General features: G+C 68.7%; 13 protein-coding genes and 1 pseudogene. 6 read left to right on the plus strand and 8 right to left on the minus strand.

Translation table 11 applies throughout. The features are described from left to right. Window positions 1-642 carry a phosphoribosyltransferase gene (locus V6V89_RS17590; protein ID WP_334620215.1) on the plus strand — a complete coding sequence of 214 codons (642 nt, stop codon included), beginning with the start codon at window positions 1-3 and terminating at the stop codon, window positions 640-642. A 333-nt stretch (window positions 643-975) separates the two neighbouring features. Further along, complete coding sequence (locus tag V6V89_RS17595) at window positions 976-1344, plus strand: TFIIB-type zinc ribbon-containing protein (RefSeq protein ID WP_334620216.1); 369 nt, start codon at window positions 976-978, stop codon at window positions 1342-1344. 143 nt (window positions 1345-1487) lie between these two features. Here V6V89_RS17595 and dnaB read toward each other — a convergent pair whose 3' ends face one another. After that, window positions 1488-4433, minus strand: a complete 2946-nt coding sequence (dnaB, locus tag V6V89_RS17600; protein WP_334620217.1) for a replicative DNA helicase — start codon at window positions 4431-4433, stop codon at window positions 1488-1490. A 362-nt stretch (window positions 4434-4795) separates the two neighbouring features. On the opposite strand from dnaB, the gene V6V89_RS17605 reads away from it, so the two are divergent. Then, on the plus strand, window positions 4796-6313 hold the full coding sequence (locus V6V89_RS17605) for a hypothetical protein (protein WP_334620218.1): 1518 nt from the start codon (window positions 4796-4798) through the stop codon (window positions 6311-6313). A gap of 248 nt (window positions 6314-6561) precedes the next feature. Further along, window positions 6562-7082 (plus strand): annotated as a pseudogene (locus tag V6V89_RS17610) (VWA domain-containing protein). A gap of 46 nt (window positions 7083-7128) precedes the next feature. Here the strand turns inward: V6V89_RS17610 and rplI are convergent. From rplI to V6V89_RS17635, 5 genes are all read right to left on the minus strand, one after another. Then, window positions 7129-7578, minus strand: a complete 450-nt coding sequence (rplI, locus tag V6V89_RS17615; protein ID WP_334620219.1) for a 50S ribosomal protein L9 — start codon at window positions 7576-7578, stop codon at window positions 7129-7131. A 14-nt stretch (window positions 7579-7592) separates the two neighbouring features. After that, the gene (gene rpsR / locus V6V89_RS17620; RefSeq protein WP_285690819.1) at window positions 7593-7832 is read right to left on the minus strand and encodes a 30S ribosomal protein S18; all 240 of its coding nucleotides are present in this window, start codon (window positions 7830-7832) and stop codon (window positions 7593-7595) included. Between the two features lie 23 nt (window positions 7833-7855). Continuing rightward, window positions 7856-8401, minus strand: coding sequence for a single-stranded DNA-binding protein (locus tag V6V89_RS17625; RefSeq protein WP_334620220.1), 546 nt, complete (start codon window positions 8399-8401; stop codon window positions 7856-7858). A gap of 78 nt (window positions 8402-8479) precedes the next feature. After that, window positions 8480-8770: a 30S ribosomal protein S6 gene (rpsF, locus tag V6V89_RS17630; protein ID WP_265253751.1), complete on the minus strand. Its 291-nt coding sequence runs from the start codon at window positions 8768-8770 to the stop codon at window positions 8480-8482. Between the two features lie 248 nt (window positions 8771-9018). Next, window positions 9019-9813 carry a hypothetical protein gene (locus V6V89_RS17635; protein ID WP_334620221.1) on the minus strand — a complete coding sequence of 265 codons (795 nt, stop codon included), beginning with the start codon at window positions 9811-9813 and terminating at the stop codon, window positions 9019-9021. Between the two features lie 137 nt (window positions 9814-9950). Between V6V89_RS17635 and V6V89_RS17640 the strand changes: the two genes are divergently transcribed. Then, window positions 9951-10727 (plus strand): deoxyribonuclease IV, encoded by a 777-nt coding sequence (locus tag V6V89_RS17640; protein ID WP_334620222.1) that lies wholly within the window; start codon window positions 9951-9953, stop codon window positions 10725-10727. Between the two features lie 12 nt (window positions 10728-10739). Next, on the plus strand, window positions 10740-12848 hold the full coding sequence (locus tag V6V89_RS17645) for a hypothetical protein (RefSeq protein ID WP_334620223.1): 2109 nt from the start codon (window positions 10740-10742) through the stop codon (window positions 12846-12848). A 10-nt stretch (window positions 12849-12858) separates the two neighbouring features. Here V6V89_RS17645 and V6V89_RS17650 read toward each other — a convergent pair whose 3' ends face one another. Together V6V89_RS17650 and V6V89_RS17655 are read right to left on the minus strand one after the other, a co-directional pair. Next, a complete protein-coding gene (locus V6V89_RS17650; protein WP_334620224.1) occupies window positions 12859-14370 on the minus strand; it encodes a glycosyltransferase family 87 protein in 1512 nt (503 codons plus the stop codon). A gap of 73 nt (window positions 14371-14443) precedes the next feature. Continuing rightward, window positions 14444-15859 (minus strand): penicillin-binding transpeptidase domain-containing protein (locus V6V89_RS17655; RefSeq protein ID WP_334620225.1); only part of this gene is annotated, 1416 nt, incomplete at its 5' end.

The raw sequence follows: 15859 nt of genomic DNA on the forward strand, positions 1-15859 counted from the left end.
GTGCGGCACGTGTACCGCGACCGGCTCACCGCTGGCGTGGCGCTCGCCGACCGGCTGACCCGATACGCCGGCCGGTCCGACACGGTCGTGCTCGGACTGGTACGCGGCGGCGTACCAATGGCGGCGGTTGTAGCGGCGCACCTCCGTGTCCCACTGGACGTGCTCGTGGTCCGCAAGCTGGGCATACCGTGGGCGCGCGAGGTGGCGTTCGGCGCGCTGGGGCCAGGCGGCGTACAGGTGCTCAACGACGACATCGCCAGCCGCCTCGACCCCGGCGAGATCGCCGAGGTGACCGAGCGCGAGACGGTCGAACAACGCCGCCAGGAGCAGCGGTACCGAGCCGACCGCAAACCTCTGGACCTCACCGGCCAAGTCACGATCCTGGTCGACGACGGCCTCGCCACCGGTGCCACCGCACGCGCCGCCGCCACGGTCGCCTACCAACTCGGCGCGTCCCGCGTCGTACTCGCGGTACCCGTCGGCTCGATCGAAGCCTGCAACGGCCTCAGCCGCCTCGTCGACGAGCTGGTGTGCCCGCTGCGCCCCCGCGACTTCGGGGCCGTCAGCCGTTACTACCGAGACTTCCACCAAGTAACCGATGAGGAGGTCGCGAGCGAGTTGGCGCGGCGGCGCCTGGACTGAGGAGCGCAGCGACGAGGGAAGGCGTCGCCCACCAGCGCCGCACGAACGAGCGACCCATCAGGTGACGTCGCGAGCGAGTTGGCGCGGCGGCGCCTGGACTGAGGAGCGCAGCGACGAGGGAAGGCGTCGCCCACCAGCGCCGCACGAACGAGCGACCCATCAGGTGACGTCGCGAGCGAGTTGGCGCGGCGGCGCCTGGACTGAGGAGCGCAGCGACGAGGGAAGGCGTCGCCCACCAGCGCCGCACGAACGAGCTGGCGCGGCGGGGGAACGCTTAGCCTTCTGGGCCGCGCTGACGGCCGTTGGGTGATGCGACCCGGTACCGTCGAAGGCATGATGACCTGTCCGAAGTGTCACGGCGAAATGCGCCAGTACGAGCGCAGCGGCGTCACCATTGACCAATGCGGCGAGTGCCGCGGCATCTTCCTCGACCGCGGTGAGCTGGAGAAGCTCTTCGACGCCGAGGCGAATTGGAACCAGCAGCAGCCGGCCTCGGCCGGCCAGCGTCCCCCGGCTCAGCAGCAGGGCGGATACGCGCCGCCGCCAGCGCCCGGCTACGCCCCGCCCCCGCCTCCCCCGCCCGCCCCGTCGCACGGCTACCCGCCGCCCGCTCCGGCCTACGGCGGCGGCCACCAGTACGGCTACCACGGGCACTACCGCAAGAAGCGCCGCAAGGGCTTCCTGGGCGAACTCTTCGACTGACAGCGCTCACGGGCACTTTCGGCTCCGTCCGGCGCACCGGCCCGCCGCCTTTCGTCGATCAAGGGCAAATGCACGTGGTTCGATCGCCAATCCACGTGCATTTGCCCTTGGTCGTTGAAGAAGCCCTCGATCGGCGAGGGACGCTAGACCACTGCCATGTCGACGAAGCGGGACAGGTGCAGCTGCGCGGCCACCGTGACGGTATCGGTAGGGCCATTTCGGTGCTTAGCGACTATGAAGTCCGCTTCGCCTGCCCTCGGCGACTCTTTGTCGTAGTAGTCGTCGCGGTGCAGGAGGATGACGACGTCCGCGTCCTGTTCAATTGAGCCAGATTCACGCAAATCGGACAATTGAGGGCGCTTGTCGGTGCGCTGCTCAGGACCACGGTTGAGCTGACTCACCGCGATCACCGGGCACTCGACCTCCTTGGCGAGCAGCTTGAGTCCACGAGAAAGGTCCGCGACCTCCTGTTGGCGGCTCTCGGTGCGCTTCGGCGACGTCATCAGCTGGAGATAGTCGACGACGATCAGCTTGAGGTCGTGGCGCTGCTTGAGTCGCCGCGCCTTCGCCCGGATCTCCATGAGGTTCATGCTCGGCGTGTCGTCGACGAACAGCGGCGCCTCGCTGATCTCACCCATGCGCCGGGCCAGCTTGGTCCAGTCGTCATCGGAGAGCTGACCCGATCGCAGCACGTGCAGCGGCACCCGCGCCTCGGCCGAGAGCAGTCGCATGACGATCTCGACCTTGCTCATTTCCAGCGAGAAGATTGCGCTAGCGAGATTATGTCGAACGGCCGCATTTCGGGCAAAATCCATTGAGGCGGTCGAGTTGTGCGTCGGAATCATCGATCGGCCGGCGAGGTAGAGGTGGTCGACGTTGTCGACCGTCACACAGCGCACCGGCACGCTGGGGACCGGCCGGACCGCGACGATGTACCGCGAGCCGGTACGCGCCCGGTTCGCGCCGCGATACCTCTCCTGCTGTGCCTGCTGCTTCCGACGGAGGCGGAAGACCTCATCCGCCGTCGAGAAGTTGAGGATGAAGGCGGTCGAGCTGTCGGGTCGACGACCGCGGACCTGCTTCGTCGTCATAGAGCACCGGTAACCGAGGCTCACGATCAGCTCGCGGACGTCGTCGGCCAACCGCCTGGACGTCACACAAAACTGGACGTTTCCGGTTGCCGTGACGGTGCCGTCCGTATCAAGTAGTCCGGCCAGCAGCGCCCTACGTTGCGATTCCGCGGCTCGTAGATAGCTGATTGGGATGTGCTTGTTGCCCAGGACATTGGCGGCTCGCAGATAGCCAACGAATGATCCGTACCGGCTGTGACACTCCGCGCACCTACGACTGCCGTTCCAGGCTCCGTCCAGCACCGCACCGCAGGAGACGCAGCCTTCCCCGCTGGCAGGCTTTGCCATTCCGCGTGACTTGCCGCCACACGATCTCCCGCATGTCTGGACCGCTGGTCCCCGAGGCGTAAATGAGACACCACACACGATGCAGGAACGGGGCGCGAGTGGCTCAGGAGCCGGCGGGGAGATGCTGTAGCGCATGCGACCCGCTGTGGCGCGCACTACGAACCCGTCCGCCTCGACATAGGACACGATCTCAGGGTCTGCGGTGGTGAAGCGGCTGCCGGCGGAGTGACCGTCGCCGAGCCATACACCGAGGGTGTACGGCGGGACGGGCAGGTCGTCCCGGTGCGGCAACGCCAGCGGTTGGCTGTTTTCCACAGCGTGATTGAGCCGGCCGTCGGTCGGACACCGCAGCGACGCCTCGATCTGCGCGGTGGTAAAGACCCCTGGGTGGTCTGCAGTGGTCTCAGCGTTCACCTGCCGGCTCACCCGTTGCGCCAACCCTTCGAGGACCGCCTGACACGAGTAGGCGGGAACCTTCCGGTGCCACGCCTTGCCGGCGCGTACGTATTCGCGGACGACCTGGCCCGCGGGTTCGACCTGCTTCGCAACCGTGTGGAGAACGTGGCGGAACTCAGTGCCGGCCAGACCGACCGCGTCGTCAAAGGTGATCAGCTCGTCGGGAGACTTCGAGGCCATCTGGTACGCCGTGTGGGCGGCTGCCCGCTGCTCCACGGGCCATTGGGGGCTGAGCTTCCGTTCGGCCGCCTGCCGCCGGCTCGCCCGCGTGGTGGTTTTCCACAGGTGCTCCGCGTCCGCGACGATGACGGAGCCGTCCGAGAACTCGACCTCGTAGCACGGCCGACCGTGCCTGACTTCGAAGGCGTGCACCACCGTCGTGGGCTGGCCGTCGGCACCGATCAACTGGTCGCCCACCGCGACCTCACCCATCGTGGTCCAACCGGTCGGCGTGGGTAGCGGCGTGTCCAGCGCCAGCGCCTTTCCAAGACCCGGTCGGCCGGCAACGATCACGAGTTGGCCGGCGTGTAGGCCGTTGAGGAGACGGTCGAGGTCGGTGAAGCCGGTCGGCACACCGGTCATCACGCCGCCCTGAGCGCCGACCGCCTCAATCTCGTCGAGGGTGGGCTGGAGCATGTCGGCGAGCACCGCGAAGTCTTCGCTCACCCGCCGCTCGGTCACGTCGTAGACGGCCTGCTGTGCCAGGTCGACCAGGTCGTCGACGTCACGGCCGCCCTGCCCAGAGCCGTAGCCGAGCTGCACGATGCGCGTGCCGGCCTCGACCAGCCGGCGCAGCACCGCTCGCTCGCCGACAATCCGGGCGTAGTAGGAGGCGTTGGCCGCGGTGGGCACGGTGGAGATGAGCGTGTGCAGGTAGGGGGCGCCGCCGATGCGACCCAGATCGCCGGAGTCGGCGAGCGCGGCGGCGACCGTGATGGCGTCGGCCGGCTCGCCGCGCCCGTACAGGTCGAGGATCGCGTCGAAGATCGTCGCGTGTAGCGGCCGGTAGAAGTCGTTGGACTTGAGGATCTCGACGACGTCGGCGATCGCGTCCTTGGACAGCAGCATCCCGCCGAGGACGCACTGCTCGGCGGCGATGTCCTGTGGGGGCGTCTTGTCGTACTGCCCGCCGCCACCGCTGAATCCGCCGGAGTCGCCTGGCGGCGGACCGGAGGGGGAACGGCCCTCCGACCGCACATCGTCGGTGATCGACACAAAGGCCCCCTCGCTCGATCGCCTACGCCCACAAGCGAACCGCAGGGGTGTGACAAGTTACCGCAGGCCGCGCCGCAACGATACGAAATCGCAGCTCAGCACCTCAAACCTGCCGGTGGACGAGGCTTGGGACAACCTGTGGACAGTCATCCAACGGGTGTGTGCAGCCCTGTGCACAGCCTGTGAATAAGTATTGGGGACGGCCGCCCGGGTATCGTGTGACGTGCCCGGACACGATCCCCACGGTGTGGAGGAAGAAATTCGGGCCTGCCGTGACTTCCAGACTGGGCTTATCATTGCCGCTGGCGAATGTGCCCAGAAGGCCGGTTGCGGTCCAGTATCAGGAAGGTCACGCTTTCGCAGTGGACTACCGGGACTGGGGGTACGACACGCGTGGCCCGCGCGACCGGCGGGCCAGCGATGACGCACGCCCAAGTGAACGGGGCTCCACCGGTGAGGTCGAGCGGTTTCGCAGCCGCCGCGCCGGGGCGCACCGCGCTGAGGGCGACCCTGAAGCCGAGCCGCCTCGTATCGGCTATGCCACGCTGAGTGAGTTCCGAAGCGCCTATCGAGGACGCCGCAGGCAGGAAGACACACCACCGGCCACCGACCGGCCGTACGGTCGCCGCAGCGCCCGCGAGCGCTGGGAGGAACCCGCCGACGAGAGCCGCGATCTCCGTCCCGGGGTCAACACCGCCGAGTGGACCCGCGAGGCCTACACCGGCGAGTGGAGCCGGTCGGACTACGCTGACCAGCCCACGTACACGGACCGCTCCGACTTCACCGGCCAGTGGTCCACCAGCGAGGCGAGCACTGAGCAGTGGGCAGCCCCCACGTCCTACGACGATGGTGCGGCACGCCCCAGTCGCAGCGAGCGACGCGGTGTAAGCCGCCGCGAACGCCGTACCGAGGAGCCCGGCGCGGGACGCGGGGAGTCCACCCGCGCCGGCCGATGGGACACCGGCCGGCGGTCGTACGACCCGCCGGCTTCCAGCATCCCGGCTTCGGCGATGCCGTCGTCGTCCATGCCTTCGTCGTCGATCCCGTCCTCCTCCATTCCGGCGTCCGGGTTGCCCGGCCGCTACGACGTGCCCAGCCGTTATGCCGACCGCGATCGGGACGAAGACGAATACGACCGCCCCTCCTGGGGAGGCGGCCGCGACCGGTCGCCGACCGGCCGGCGTCGTCGCTCGTGGCAGGACCAGATCGAGCCCCGGTGGGACACCGACGAGGCCGAGACCGAGGCTGGGTCCGACGACATCGAGCCGCGGTGGGGCGGCTCCGGTGGTAGTGGCCGCGAGAAGTTCGAGACGCGGTGGACCGCGGGCGAGTTGGACGACGAGACCAGCGTCCGGCTGTCTCGCGACGATCCCCGGTGGGTCGGCATCCCGTCATCCGCGCCTCGATCGCCCGCGGTCGCGTACCCCGATGAGATGCGCAGCCGGGTCCCGGCGCCGCGCTCCGCGCCGCCGCTCGACAGGGGTTCCGCGTTGCGGCAGCGCGCGGCGGCCCCGGCCTTCAGCCGCCGCGCCAGCCTCGTCGAGGTTGCCGACGACGATGAGCTGCTCGACGAGGCTCCCCGCGGCACCACGGCCGGCGCGATCCTCGCGACACTTGCCTGGTACGCGGTGCCGCTGGTGATCTTCGTTGTCTACACGTTCACGATCGGCAGTGCCGATCGTGCGCAGGCGTTCAACTCGCTGGTGGGTGCCACCGGGCGGTTCGGTGCTGCGCTGGCGTTGAGCGTGGTGGTTGCCGTGTTCATACGCTGGCTCAGCGCGACGTGGCGCTCGGTGAGCGTGGGCCTCGCCGCGGCCGTCGTGGGCGGCGGCCTGTCCACAGTGGTCCTTTCGGTGATCAGCGGCCAGCCGCTCGGCTGACGATCTCACTCGCAACCACCGCGCGGTCACGGCTTCCGCACGACATGATCACGACATTCACGCTTGGGTATCGGCTCGGCTACGGCTGGAGCCATGACAGCCGTTGATCTGTCCCAATGCCATCAAGTCATCTGCACGGGGAGGACTCGATGGTCACCACTCGACGGTTCGCATTCTTGGTCCTGGGGATCGCCGCCACGCTCGTCTTCGCGGCGTGCGGGGGCGGGCACCAGGATTCCGACACGGTGATGCCCGCGCCGGACCGCCACCGCCCGACTACGCCCTGGCCGGACAACGACGGGGAGACCACCGTCGAAGAGGATCCACAGTCGACATTCGCCATCGACGTGGACACCGCTTCGTACGGGTACGCCCGGAGCTGATCACCGACGGCCGGAAGCCGGAGGCCAGCCAGGTCCGGCCCGAGGAGTTCGTGAACTCCTTCACCCAGGAGTACCCGGAGCCCCGCGGTGACGGCTTCGCGGTGCATCTCGACGGCGCCCGCCTGCCGGAGTTCCACGGGGCCGGGTCCGACGTCCGGCTCATGCGGGTGGGCCTGCGCACCCGCGGCGAAGACGCGGCGACGCGTGGCGACGGCTTCGTCGTGTACGTCAGCGAGCCCGCGCACGCCCGCGAGGTCTTCGTCAACCAGCTCCCCGCCGCGCTGGCGGTCCGGGCGCTGATGGCCCGGCGTGCGGGCGAGGAGACCGGCGATCCAGCGGTGCGTGACCTCACGTCCCTGATCGGCAAGGCCGGCGAGGTGGACTGAACGAAAACGGGGGCGCGATTCGCGCCCCCGTTTTCGTTTACCGCTGCTACTTGGAGCGCACCACGTTGACGTCAAACTTGGCGGTGACGTCCGGGTGCAGCCTCACCCGCACCTGGTGGGCGCCCAAGGCCTTGATGTGGCCCGACAGCTCGAGCCGGCGCCGGTCGAGTGCCGGACCGCCCGCGGCCTTGACCGCGTCGACGACCTCGGCCGGCGTGATCGAGCCGAAGAGGCGGCCGCCGTCGCCGGCACGTGCCGACAGGCTGACCTTGAGGCTTTCGAGCTGCGCCTTCACCTCGGTGGCGTGGCCCAGGTCGCGGATCTCACGGGCGTCGCGCGCCCGCTTGATGACCGTGACCTGCTTCTCCGCGCCCTTCGACCAGGCGATGGCGAAGCCCTGGGGGAGCAGGTAGTTACGGCCGTAGCCGTCCTTCACCTCGATGATGTCGCCCGGGGTGCCGAGGCCGGACACCTCCTGGGTCAGGATGACCTTCATGTCGGTGCCTCCCCTCAGCGCGCCGTGGCCGTGTAGGGCAGAAGCGCCATTTCACGGGCGTTCTTGACCGCACGGGCGATCTGGCGCTGCTGCTGGGACGTAACCCCAGTCACCCGGCGAGCGCGGATCTTGCCGCGGTCGGAGATGAACTTGCGCAGCAGCGCGGTGTCTTTGTAGTCGATGTAGGTGATCCCGTCCTTGTCGAGCGGGTTCACCTTCTTCTTCGGCTTGCGCAGTGCCGCAGCCTTAGGCATGGCTCTTGCTCCTGTGATCCTGTTTAGAACGGGGGCTCGTCGTCGAAGTTGCCACCGCCGGAACCGGAGGAACTCGAGGCAGCAGCCGGGCTCGCAGTGGCCCACGGGTCGTCGAAGTTGCCTCCGCCGCCCTGGCCACCACCACCGCCACCGCCACCGGAGGAGCCGAAGCCACCGCCGCCGGAGCGCGACATCTTCTGCACCTTCGCCGTGGCGTACCGCAGCGACGGGCCGATCTCGTCGACCTCAAGCTCGATGACCGTGCGCTTCTCGCCCTCGCGGGTCTCGTACGACCGCTGGCGCAGCCGACCCGAGACGATCACGCGGGCACCCCGCTGCAGCGACTCGGCGACGTGCTCCGCCGCCTGACGCCACACCGTGCAGGCCAGGAACAGCGGCTCGCCGTCCTTCCACTCGCCGGACGTGCGGTCCATGAACCGCGGCGTCGAAGCGACGCGGAACTTGGCGACCGCCGCACCCGACGGGGTGAAGCGCAACTCGGGGTCATCGGTCAGGTTGCCGATGACCGTGATGGTGGTGTCTCCTGCCATGACCAACTCCTCGCGCACTCATCGTTTCGCCGTTCAGGCTGTCAGAGCCCTCCGACAACAATCGATGAGCCGGGTCCGGGTGGGCCGGGCGCCGCGCTAGCGGACGTCCGGACGAATGACCTTGGTACGCAGAACGGACTCGTTCAGCCGAAGCTGGCGGTCCAGCTCAGCCACCGCCTCAGGCGAAGCCTGCAGGTCGATGACCGCGTAGATGCCCTCGGCCTTCTTGTTGATCTCGAACGACAGGCGCCGGCGGCCCCAGACGTCGAGCTTCTCCACCGAGCCACCCGCGGTGCGGATCACGTTGAGGTACGTGTCGAGCGACGGGGCGACGGTGCGCTCCTCGAGGCTTGGATCGAGGATGACCATGATCTCGTAATGACGCAAGACGTGCTCACCTCCTCTGGGCTAGCGGCCACGGTCCATCCGTGGCAGGAGGTCGTGCGTCTGTTCGCACAATGGTGCCGCGGGATAGGCCCACGGCGACCGGCGAACTGAACCAGGGTACCGGGAGGCCCCGGTACGAAGAGCCGCGGGGCGCCCTATCCGCTTCTTTGGGTGGGACCTGGGGAGGAACGACCACACCGATGAGGTTGGATAGAAGGCGCCCCGCGGAGCCTTTGTTCACTTACATATTACGCGACACCCGTCCGAGTTGCACGTTGAGCGATAATAGCCCGAATTGCCCCTGCTGACACGCCAACGACACAGACTGTGGCGATAAGCGCTAACAATCCGATTGGCCCGGTTTCGCGTACCGGCTCGACCGAAGCCAGCGCCTCCGCGGCGGCTCCTTCCGCGCCGGTCGTCTCGTCAACGGTAGCCACGCCCTCGTCCAGGTTGCCACCGTTTTCGCTGGTGACAGCCGCGTCCGGGCTGGCGTCCGCCGACGGGCTCGCGTCCGGCGCCGGCGATGCCGACGCCCGCGTCCGCGGCCGGTCGCCCTCATTGGAGGGCGGGCGTTCCGGGCGGCTGGCTCCCGGCTTGGTACCGGAACCAGGCGTCGCCGATCCGGATGCCGCGACAACCTCCACGCGTACGGCCGACTGCTTGCCGAGCATGCAGCTCGGCTTGAGCCCTAGCGTCACCGGACCGCGGTGGAACACCACCGGGGCGACGCCGCCGTTTTCGATCTCACCCTGCGAGGCGCCGTCGAGGTACAGCTTGGCGCGGTACCCCGTCCGGTTGACCACCCGCAGCGTCGTCTCCGCCGGCACGGTGACCGCCGATGCGCTGGGGTTGGCCTCGCACGAGACGCCAAGCAGCCCTCTTCCGCCGCTGAACACGACCTCCTCGCCGCTCTCCGGCACGGACACGACGGGAGACGGCGCCGGTGCGGCGTACACCGCTCCGGTGGCCAGCAGCGGTGCGGCGACGAACAGAGCGGCCACAGCGGTAGCTGCGGCGCGATGTCGGGCCAGCGGCGGCATTCACCATCTCCCAGGGTCGGCGACAGGTCGGTGAGTCGGTCTATCCGGGGTAACGAGGTGGTCAACACGACGGTGACGGGTGATTTGCCGGGTAGGCCGGCATGCTTGTGTCGGACGCGGGTCGTAGGCTCGGCACCATGCGTATCGGAGCCCACGTCGACTCGACCGACCCGCTGGGCGAGGCCGCCGCCCGCGGCGCCGAGACCGTGCAGTTCTTCCTCACCGACCCGCAAGCGTGGAAAGACCCGGAGCCGCGCGCAGACGCCGACGCCGTGCGCGCCACCGACATCGACGTCTACATCCACGCGCCGTATCGGATCAACGTGGCGACGCTCAACAACCGGATCCGCATCCCGAGCCGCAAGCTGCTCCTTACCCACGCCCAGGGCGCGGCCGCGCTGGGCGCCAAGGGTCTGATCGTCCACGGTGGACACGTCGGCAAGGGTGAAGATGTGGCGGTCGGCTTCGACAACTGGCGAAAGACATTCGAATACGGAGCGAAGGCGGGCGGGTTCCCGACGCCGATCCTGATCGAAAACACCGCCGGCGGCGACAACGCGTGCGCCCGGCGGTTCGACGCGCTCGCCCGGTTGTGGGAGGCGATCGGCGACTACGACGTCGGCTTCTGCCTCGACACCTGCCACGCGTACGCGGGCGGTGAAGACCTGCTCGACGCGGTCGACCGGATCAAGGCCATCACCGGCCGCATCGACCTGATCCACGCCAACGACTCCAAGGACCCGTTCGACTCCGGCCGCGACCGCCACGACAACCTCGGGGCCGGCACGATCGACCCGGAGCTGATCGTGGCCGTGGTGCGGGCGGCGGGCGCACCCGTGGTCGTCGAGACTCCGGGTGGCGTGGCGGGGCAGGGCGCCGACATCGAGTTCCTGCGTGACCGCCTCGGCCGATAGGGTCGTCGGTCGATGACTACCGAGCCGCCGGCACCCGCCACCCCCACACCGGCTACCGACACGGCCAGCTCTGACCCGGCAAGCTCTGACCCGGCAAGCTCCGACAGGCCGGCCGAGGCGAAGAGCTCCCTGGCCACGCCGACGCCTGCCAGCGCGCCGACCTCGCCAGCACCTGCCGGAGCCGCGATCAACCCCGGCGAGACGGCCAAGGCCGAGAAGGCCGATGCCGAGACTGAGGCGGTCGCCACAAAGCTGGAGAAGGCCGAAAAGGCCGAGACGCCAGAGAAGTCAGAGAAATCCGAGAAGGACGGCGCGGCCAGCGAGGCAGAGGCGGCGAAGCCGGCCCGTGATCCGTTCACCTCGTTCGCCCCGGAGCCCGAGCACCAGCCGACCCGGCTCCAGCGCTTCGGCCGCGCGGTCGGCCGGTTCTTGGTGCACGAACGGTTCCTGGCGGTCGTCGGCTCGCTCGCGCTCGCCGTCCTCATGACCTGGCCCACCCTGCGCTACCCGCAGCACACGCTGCCGCAGGACATTTGGGATCCGACCCTCCAGGCGTGGCAGATGGCCTGGTCGGGCCACATCCTGCTGAGCGACCCGACCCAGCTCTGGAACGCCAACGCCTTCTTCCCGGAACGGCTCAGCTTCGCGTTCTCCGACACGCTGCTTGGGTACGCGCCGGCCGGGATGCTCGGCGACGGGCCCACCGCGGCGGTGCTCCGATACAACATCATGTTCGTGCTGGCACACGCGTTGGCCACCCTCGGCGCGTACGCGCTGGTCCGCCAGCTCGGCGCCGGGCGCACCGGTGCCGTCGTGGCGGCGGCCGCCTACACGTACGCCCCGTGGATGCTGGCGCAGGCGGGTCACCTGCACATCGTGTCGAACGGGGGCATCCCGCTGGCGCTGGCGATGCTGGCGCGCGGCCACGGCTACTCGTTCCGGCACGGATACCGGCCTGACCGGCGGCACGCCGGGTGGGCGCTGGCCGGATGGGTCGTGGCTGCCTGGCAGATCAGCCTCGGCTTCGGTATCGGCCTCCCCTTCGCGTACGTGCTGGCGCTGCTCGGCGTCGTGGCTACCGGCGCCTGGTTCTGGCGGAAGGCGCGGAGCTGGGCGGTGAAGCGCCCGTTCGGGATACGGCTGGCGCTGGCCGACGTGGTCGGCGGTGCGATCTTCGCCGCTACCGGCGCGCTGATGTCGCTGCCGTACTTCGAGGTGGCGCACCAGCATCCCGAAGCGGCTCGCACGGTCAACGACCTCAGGGCATACTCGCCGCCGCCGAGTGGGTTCTTCATCGCGCCCCCGGAGTCGCTGGTCTGGGGCAACCTGCACGAGAGTGCCCGCGCCGGCTTGCCGTGGGCGCCGGAGATGACTCTCCTGCCCGGTTTCGTGCTGTACGGCCTGGCGCTGGCGGGGCTTTTCTTCTCCGTCTGGAAGCTGCGCCACCGGCTGATGCTGTTCGCCGGTGTGCTCGTCAGCGGCATCCTCGCGATGGGCCCCCGCTTCTTCGGCGGCACATATACCTACTTGCCGCTCTTCGACAACCTGCCGGGCTGGGACGGTCTGCGTACCCCCGGCCGCCTGATGCTGTGGACATCGCTGCTGCTCGGCATCCTGGCCGCCGGCGCGGTGAGCGCGTTCGTCCGTCGGGTCGAGGAGATCTCGACGCTGCGGGTGCCGCCGCGTCCGCAGCCGTGGCTGCGCCTGCTGACGTTCCTGCCACTGGTGCTGGTGCTCGTCGAGGGCCGGGGCACCACGCCGCACCCGGTCGTGCCGCGGCAGCCCGTGGTCATGCGGGTCGACGAGGGGCCGATCCTGGTGCTGCCGAGCACACTCAAGATCGACCAGAACGTCATGCTGTGGTCGACGACGCGGTTCCAGCCGATCGTCAACGGCGGCAGCGGGTTCACGCCGGCCAGGCAGGAGGAGGTGCGCGAGGTGACTCGCACCTTCCCCGACCAGGCCAGCGTCGACTACCTGCGGGAGATGGGCGTCAAGACGGTGGTCCTGTTGCGCGACCAGATCTCCGGCACGCCATGGCAGGCGGCCGCCGACCTGTCCGTCGACAGCCTCGGCATCGAGCGCGAAGACGTCGGAGAGACGATCATCTTCCGCCTCTGACCAAGGGAGGTCACGCGGGGGCGAGAGCCTCCTCCTCCTCTTCGCGGCGGTCCCGGCGTTCTCGGCGGCGCACCAGCCACGGCGCGTCCGGTGCGCCGTCGAAGACACCGCCGTCCGGGTCGTCCTCGTACGTGCGTCGCACGTGATCCTGCTCGGGCTTGAGGATGTCGCGCACGATCAGTCCACAGAGGACGCCGACCGTGATCAGCCGCAGGGAGGCGGCCAGCACGAACACGCCCTCCGGGAAGACCTGCTTGCCCGAGGCGCCCAGCAACTCGCCGTAGAACGACACGAAGTACAGCACCTCGGCGATCTGCCAGGCGAGGAACGCGCCCCACCGCGGCCGGGCCAGCACCACCAGCGGCAGCAGCCACAGGACGAACTGCTGGGACCAGACCTTGCTGAAGATCAGGAACGCGGCCACCACGAGGAATGCCAGCTGCGCCACCCGGGGCTTCCTGGGCGCGAACAGGGCGAGCGCGGCGACGCCCAGGCAGCAGAGGCCGAAGATGCCGTACGTGAGGTAGTTGAGCTGCGGGTCGACGTGGTTGCTGAGCCACTGGAACGGACCCTGGTCACCGGCGTTGCCTGAGTTCCACTTGCCGTCCAGGTATCGGCCGACGTACCAAAACGTGCCCCAGTCGATCGGGCGCTCGGTGTTCAGCTCGAAGAACCGGTCCCAGTTCTCCCGGTATGGAATGGCAACCGGCAGGTTGACCAGGACGACCGTGGCGATCGCCGTGCCGATCGTGGTCAGGATCGGCCGGAGACGGGCGGTGCGCAGGCCGAGCACGAGCAGTGGCCCGAGGATGAACAGCGGCCACATCTTCGCCGCGCCGGCGATGCCCAGCAGGATGCCCGCGGCGGCCGGTCGTTTCTTCACCCAGGCGTAGAGGCCGAACGCGGCGAACCCGATCGCCAGCAGGTCCCAGTTGACCGTGGCGGTGACGAAGAGGGCGGGGGAGAGGGCGAACATCGCCGCGTCCCACGGGCGGCGCCTGCGCAACGCGAGGATCACGCCGACGGTTGCCACGCCCAAGGCGCCCAGCACGAGCGCGTTCAGGTCGTAGAACCACAGCGCCTGGTTGAGCTCCGGGCGGCTCTCGCCGAGCGCATGCACCGGCAGGCCCAGCGCACCCATGAAGTACCCGGTGACGACCGGGTATTCGACCGGGTGGTCGCGGTACGGCACCTTGCCCTCGTTGAGGCCCTCGGCGTAGTACAGCGCGAGGACGTCGGTGTAGCAGAACTTGGTGTACTGGATGTGGTCGGCCCAGGCGCCATCGCGGCAAGGCGACTTCTGCACCCAGTGCAGCGCCAGCGTGAGGCACGTGAGGGCGAGCACGATCCGCGCGGCGGTCCAGAATCGCCCGCCCCAGCCGTCCGGCCGGTCTCGGCCGACGGCATGCTCACCGATGGGGCCACCGATCGCCTCGGAGAGCCCGCGTACGAACGGGTCGGACTGCGCCGGATGGTCAACCCGCTCAGGGCCGTCGATGTCCTCCGCCGACTGAACGCTCATGAACAGGCATCTTGCCTTATCGGCCGACCCAAGCGTAGGGCCCGGCGGAGTGTCGCCGCCGGGCCCCTGGTCATCACCGTCTCCGTGGTGTCAGCGATGGCGTTGGTATGACGACGCCACCCCCCGTGCCGGGAAACGTGTTGTCATCGTTGTCTGTACCCGGGCTCGGAGTCGTGTTGCCGTTCCCGTTGTTGTTGTTGCCATTGCCGTTGTTGTTGCCGTTCCTGTTGTTGTTCCCGTTGTTGCGGTCGGGGCACAGGAAGTCGGGCAGCAGCGCGCATGGGTCCGGTGTGGTCGGCTGCTCCACGGGCTTGACGCCGTTGGGGTACTCGCTGTTCGGGTCGCCGATCTCCTTGCGATCCGGGAAGGTCTCCCTCTCCATGTTCAGGGCCTTGTGAGCGTCGTTCATGAACTTTTCCCACACGGCGGCGGGCGTGCCGCCACCGCTCATGGCCCTGCCAGTCAAGGGATCCTTGATCGCCCTGCGTTTGCCCTCGGTGCCGATCCAGACCGCGGCCGCGATCTGGCGCGTCGCGCCGACCATCCAGGCGTCACCGCTGTCGCCCTTGTTGCCGCTCGGGCCGAGCTCCCACGTACCGGTCTTGCCCGTCGCCTGCCGGCCGTTGTCGAGCGAGTTCGAGATGCTTCCCGGGATCTTCAACAACACGGAGTTGATGTTGTCAATCTGGGCTTCCTCGAACTTCCGCTGCGGATCCCGCTTTTCGCCCGTGCCCGCGACCAGGTCGTACTTGCCGGTCGCCGGGTTGCGCCACTCGACCTTCTGGATGAAGTGAGCCTTGTTGTAGACGCCGCGGTTGGCAAGGGTGGCCATGCCGTTCGCGTGGTCGAGCACCGTCACCGGGTACTGGCCGAAGCCGACCTCGTTGTCGAACTCCGCCGGCGCCAGTTCCTTCGGGGAGTTCTTGGTCAGGTCGTGCGCCTCGCCCTTGCTGGTGTCCCACATGGTGCGGATGCCGGCGTCGCGGGCCGCCTCGACGACCTTGGCCGGGCCGAGCTCCTTGGCGATCCAGTAGAACGGCACGTTGTACGACTCGACCGTCGACTTTTCCAGTGTGCAGGACTTGCCACAGGGGATGTTGGTACGACCCGCGTTGTTGATCTTACGGCCGCCGTCGTCGTCCTTGGTCACGTCCCAGTACGACTCGATCTGGATCTCTGCTCGCAGCGCCGCCGCGAGCGTATAGATCTTGAACGTCGAACCGGGAGCGTGGCCACCGGCCGTGCCGCCGTTGTTGAGGCCGGCGTAGTCGAAGCCGGTGCCGTTGTCGCCACCGTAGTAGGCCATCACGCGACCGTTCTTCGGATCGATCGCCACCAGCGCCGACCGGTAGTAGGCAGGGGTCTTCTCCATCGGAGAGCCCTTGATCCGGCGAGCCGCGCCTTCGGCCGCCTTCTGCGCTTCCTGGTTGATCGTCGTGGTGATCCGGTAGCCGCCCTTCTTCCACTCGGCGGCCGGGATCCCCATCTG

The sequence above is a fragment of the Micromonospora sp. CPCC 206061 genome (assembly GCF_036906915.1).
Lineage (GTDB): Bacteria > Actinomycetota > Actinomycetes > Mycobacteriales > Micromonosporaceae > Phytohabitans.